Genomic DNA, 4,295 nt, shown 5'->3' with positions numbered 1-4,295 from the left:
CGTACGCCGCGGCGGCGACGTGCCCGTCGCGCCGGGCCTCGGCCTCGGTGCGCGGGCGCGCGGCGGGGGAGGCGCTACCCGCGGTCTCGGCGGTCCCCGCGGTCCCCGAGGTGCCGGCGGTGGTCGTGGCCGTCACCGGCGACGCGCCAGACCGGTCTGCAGGCGGCGGACCTGGCGCAGCGGCGCGGTGACCCGCCAGGACAGCGTCGCCTGGAGCCGCTGCATCTCCGCGCGCAGCTCGGCGGCCTCGATGCCGCTCGTCGTGCCGGTGTGACCCTGCACGCCGGCCCAGCCGTTGAGGGCCACGCCGCGCCAGCGGACCAGGTCGCGCTCGGTCGTGCGCAGGTCCTCCTCGAGCCTGGCGATCCGCTCGGCGGTCACCTGGTCGCGGCGGATGATCGCGCCGTCCGCCGGCGAGGCCGGGTAGGACAGCCGCGGCGCGAGGTCGGCGTGCTCGTCGGCGACGTAGAACCGGGACAGCCCGTCGAACAGGACGAGGCGGTAGCCCGCGGAGAGGACCAGGTGCTCCCACGCCTCGTGCGTGGGGGAGTCGGTGGACGGGGCGGTGGCCTCGACGACGAGCACCCACGGGCGCCAGCGGTGCAGGTCGAGCGAGCCCAGGACCTCGCGCTCGGCGCCCTCGACGTCGACGAGCAGGAAGTGCACGTCCTCGCCCTCCCCGACGTGCTCGGCGAGCACGTCGTCCAGGCGGACCTGCTGCACGACCGTCTCCACGGTCTGCCACCCGCGGGCGCGCTGGCTGGCCGCGACCTCGGGGTCGGTGCTGGACAGCCCCGTGCCGGCGATGACGTGCAGCGTGGTCTCGCCGGAGCCGGAGCCGGCGGCGGCCTCCAGGACCGTGTCGCGCGGGCGCTCCTCGCGGAAGCGGGCGGCGAACTCCGCGACGGGCTCGAGCACCACGCCGGACCAGCCGCGCTCGTAGAACGCGCGGGAGACGGAGTCGACCGTCGGGTCGTTGCCCCCCACCTCGACGTAGCGGCCGCCGGCGACACCGGACAGCGCCCGCCAGAGGACGACGTCCTCGCCGTTCTGGGAGTACGAGACGAACGACAGGTCACTCACCCCGGCATCCTATGGGTGCCCCGGCGGGCGGCCGCGGACCTGAACACCTCCAGGTGGGTGCGCGCCGTGGCCTCCCAGGTGAAGGACAGCGCGTGCTCCCGCGCCGCGTCGAGGCGCTCCGGCGAGGGGTCCGGCAGGTCCACGAGGGCCTGCGCCCAGGCGTCCTCGTCCATGGGCGGGACGAGGCGGGCGTGGCCGCCGGCCACCTCGGCCAGGGCGGCGACGTCGCTGGCCAGCACGGGCGTCCGGCAGGCCATCGCCTCCAGCACGGGCAGCCCGAACCCCTCGTACACCGAGGGCATGACCAGCGCCGACGCGCCCGCGACGACCGAGCGCAGCACCGGCTCCGGCAGGTAGCCCAGCTGCACGACGTCCGGCGGGCCGGGGGGTGCCGCGTCGCCCCAGACGTCGCCCCAGCCGGGCGGCCCGACGAGCACCAGCGGCGGCACGTCCGGCTGCTGGGCGCGGGCCCGGGCGTGGGCGCGGACCAGGGTGGCGAGGTTCTTGCGCGGCTCGAGGTTGCCGGTGAACAGGACGTACCGCTCGGGCAGCCCCTCGGGCCGGGTCCCGCCGGGCGTGCCGGCGGCGGGGGGCGGCGAGGCCAGGGCCCAGCCCGGGTCGACCCCGAGGTGGGCGACGGTGACGCTGTCGGGCGCCACGCCGTACTCCGCGCAGATCTCCGCCTTCATGGCGTGGGTGACGGTGACGACGGCGTCGGCCCGCTCCAGCGAGCGCGGGACCAGGCGGCGGTAGGCGGTGACGGCGCTGTCCACGGTGGTGGCGTGGTGGACGAAGCTCAGGTCGTGCACGGTGACCACGCCGGCGGCGCGGCGGGTCGGCGGCAGCACGAAGTTGGTCGCGTGGAACACGTCCACCGGGCCGGTCAGCCACTCCACCGGCGGCCACGGGGTGCGGGACCACGCCGGGTGCAGCAGCCGGGCGGGCAGGCGCCGCGGCGCGGGGGAGGTGCGGTCGGGCGGGTCGGGCACCTGCGCGCGCAGGCTGAACAGCGTGAGCACCGGCTCCGGCGCCCCCGGCAGCAGCGCGAGCGCCTCCAGCAGGCTCCTCGTGTAGCGGCCGATGCCCGACGGACGGCCCAGCAGGGGCGTGGCGTCGACGGCAAGTCGCATGGACCCCCCCTGTCGTGTCATGGCTATTGTGAGGCCGCTCCGACGACCGCCAGACCGAGGATGGACATGACGCGCGCACTGATCACAGGGATCACGGGCCAGGACGGCCTGTACCTGGCCGAGCTGCTGCTCTCCAAGGGCTACGAGGTCTACGGCCTCGTCCGCGGCCAGAACAACCCCAAGGTGGCGCTCGTCGAGAGCACCGTCCCCGACGTGAAGATCCTCACCGGGGACCTCACCGACCTCTCCAGCCTCATGCGGGCGATGGCGAGCTCGCGCCCGGACGAGGTCTACAACCTCGGCGCGATCTCCTTCGTGGCGTACTCCTGGGAGAACGCCCACCTGACGACCGAGGTCACCGCCAAGGGCGTGCTCAACATGCTCGAGGCCGTCCGCCTGTACTCCGGCGACGACCCCGCCAAGGTGCGCTTCTACCAGGCGTCCAGCTCGGAGATGTTCGGCCGCGTGCAGGAGGTCCCGCAGCGCGAGACCACGCTGCTGTGGCCGCGCTCCCCGTACGGCGTGGCCAAGGTCTACGGCCACTACATGACCATCAACTACCGCGAGTCCTACGGGATGCACGCCTCCAGCGGGATCCTGTTCAACCACGAGTCGCCGCGCCGCGGGCCGGAGTTCGTCACCCGCAAGGTGACGCAGGCGGTGTCCCGGATCGCGCTCGGCACCCAGGACGTCATCACGCTCGGCAACCTCGACGCGCGCCGCGACTGGGGCTTCGCCGGGGACTACGTCGACGCGATGTGGCGGATGCTCCAGCAGGACGAGGCCGACGACTACGTCGTCGCCACGGGCGAGACGCACTCCATCCGCGAGCTGCTCGACGTCGCCTTTGCCCACGTCGGCATCGAGGACTGGTCGGACAAGGTCGTCCAGGACCCCCGCTTCTTCCGCCCGGCCGAGGTCGACCTGCTCATCGGCGACCCGGCCAAGGCCAAGGAGGCGCTGGGCTGGACGCCCAAGGTCGGGTTCGAGGAGCTGGTCCGGATGATGGTCGACAACGACCTCGCGGAGCAGCGCAAGCTGTCCTCCTGAGCGGCACGACGGTGCCAGAGGGACGGCGCGCGCTCGTCACCGGCGTCACGGGCCAGGACGGCGGCTACCTCGCCGAGCAGCTGCTCGGCGAGGGGTGGCAGGTGACCGGCCTGGTGCGCGACGCCGACGAGGTCGTCACGGCCGGGGTCGACGTCGAGGTCGGGGACCTGTCCGACCCGGACCTGTTCCCGGCCCTGCTCGGGCGCGCGCGCCCCGACGTCGTCTTCCACCTCGCCGGGCTGTCCTCGGTCGCCCGCTCGTGGGACGAGCCGGCGCTGGCCGCCGACGTCACCGGGGCGGCGGTGGCCCGCCTGCTCGGCGCCGTCGCCGCCCAGGAGACCCCGCCCCGGGTGGTCGTCGCCTCCAGCGCCGAGGTGTTCGGCGGCGGGGACGTGAGCCCGCAGGACGAGGCCACGCCGGTGCGGCCGGGCTCGCCCTACGGCGCCGCGAAGGCCTACGCCTGGCACCTGGCGCGGGTCTACCGCGCCACGGGGCTCTTCGTGTCGGTGGCGCTGCTCTACAACCACGAGTCGCCCCGGCGGCCGGACGCCTTCGTCACCCGCAAGATCACGCGCGGCGCGGTGGACGTGGCCCGCGGCGCCCAGCAGGAGCTCCGGCTCGGCAACCTCGACGCGGTCCGGGACTGGGGCTGGGCCCCGGACTACGTGCGCGCGCTCCGGCTCATGGCGCAGGCCGACGCCCCCGACGACTTCGTCGTGGCCACCGGCCAGGGGCGCACCGTCCGCGAGCTCGTCGCGACGGCCTTCGCCGCCGCGGGCGTGCCCGCCTGGGAGGACCACGTCGTCGTCGACCCGCGGTTCTACCGCCCGGTCGACAGCGTCGCGCTCGTGGGGGACGCCTCGCATGCCCGCCGGGTGCTGGGCTGGGAGCCGTCGGTGACGTTCGAGGAGATCGTGGGGGAGATGGTCGAGGCCGACCGGGCCGCGGCCGCCGTGACAGGCACGTCGTGACCGGCCCGCAGCCCCCGGCAGGGCCGCGTGCCCTGGCCGGCCGGGTGGCCGGCGCCGGCCG

The 4,295-nt window shown here is 75.1% G+C and carries 4 protein-coding genes; 2 read left to right on the top strand and 2 right to left on the bottom strand.

Annotated features, from left to right (window positions below):
• Window positions 1–132 precede the first annotated feature (132 nt).
• Together WCS02_RS18135 and WCS02_RS18130 are read right to left on the bottom strand one after the other, a co-directional pair.
• The gene (locus tag WCS02_RS18135; RefSeq protein ID WP_340295692.1) at window positions 133–1,083 is read right to left on the bottom strand and encodes an FkbM family methyltransferase; all 951 of its coding nucleotides are present in this window, start codon (window positions 1,081–1,083) and stop codon (window positions 133–135) included.
• Complete coding sequence (locus WCS02_RS18130) at window positions 1,080–2,213, bottom strand: glycosyltransferase family 4 protein (RefSeq protein ID WP_340295691.1); 1,134 nt, start codon at window positions 2,211–2,213, stop codon at window positions 1,080–1,082. The genes WCS02_RS18135 and WCS02_RS18130 overlap by 4 nt, the downstream gene beginning before the upstream one ends.
• 66 nt (window positions 2,214–2,279) lie before the next feature.
• Between WCS02_RS18130 and gmd the strand changes: the two genes are divergently transcribed.
• On the top strand, window positions 2,280–3,263 hold the full coding sequence (gene gmd / locus WCS02_RS18125; RefSeq protein ID WP_340295690.1) for a GDP-mannose 4,6-dehydratase: 984 nt from the start codon (window positions 2,280–2,282) through the stop codon (window positions 3,261–3,263).
• Window positions 3,264–3,274: 11 nt separating this feature from the next.
• Entirely contained in the window at window positions 3,275–4,234 is a 960-nt protein-coding gene (locus tag WCS02_RS18120; protein WP_340295689.1) for a GDP-mannose 4,6-dehydratase, read from the top strand.
• Window positions 4,235–4,295 lie beyond the last annotated feature (61 nt).

The organism is Aquipuribacter hungaricus (assembly GCF_037860755.1).
GTDB classification, from domain to species: Bacteria; Actinomycetota; Actinomycetes; order Actinomycetales; family JBBAYJ01; genus Aquipuribacter; species Aquipuribacter hungaricus.
The sequence above is the reverse complement of the archived record's forward strand: the minus strand, read 5'-3'. Positions and strand labels throughout refer to the sequence as shown.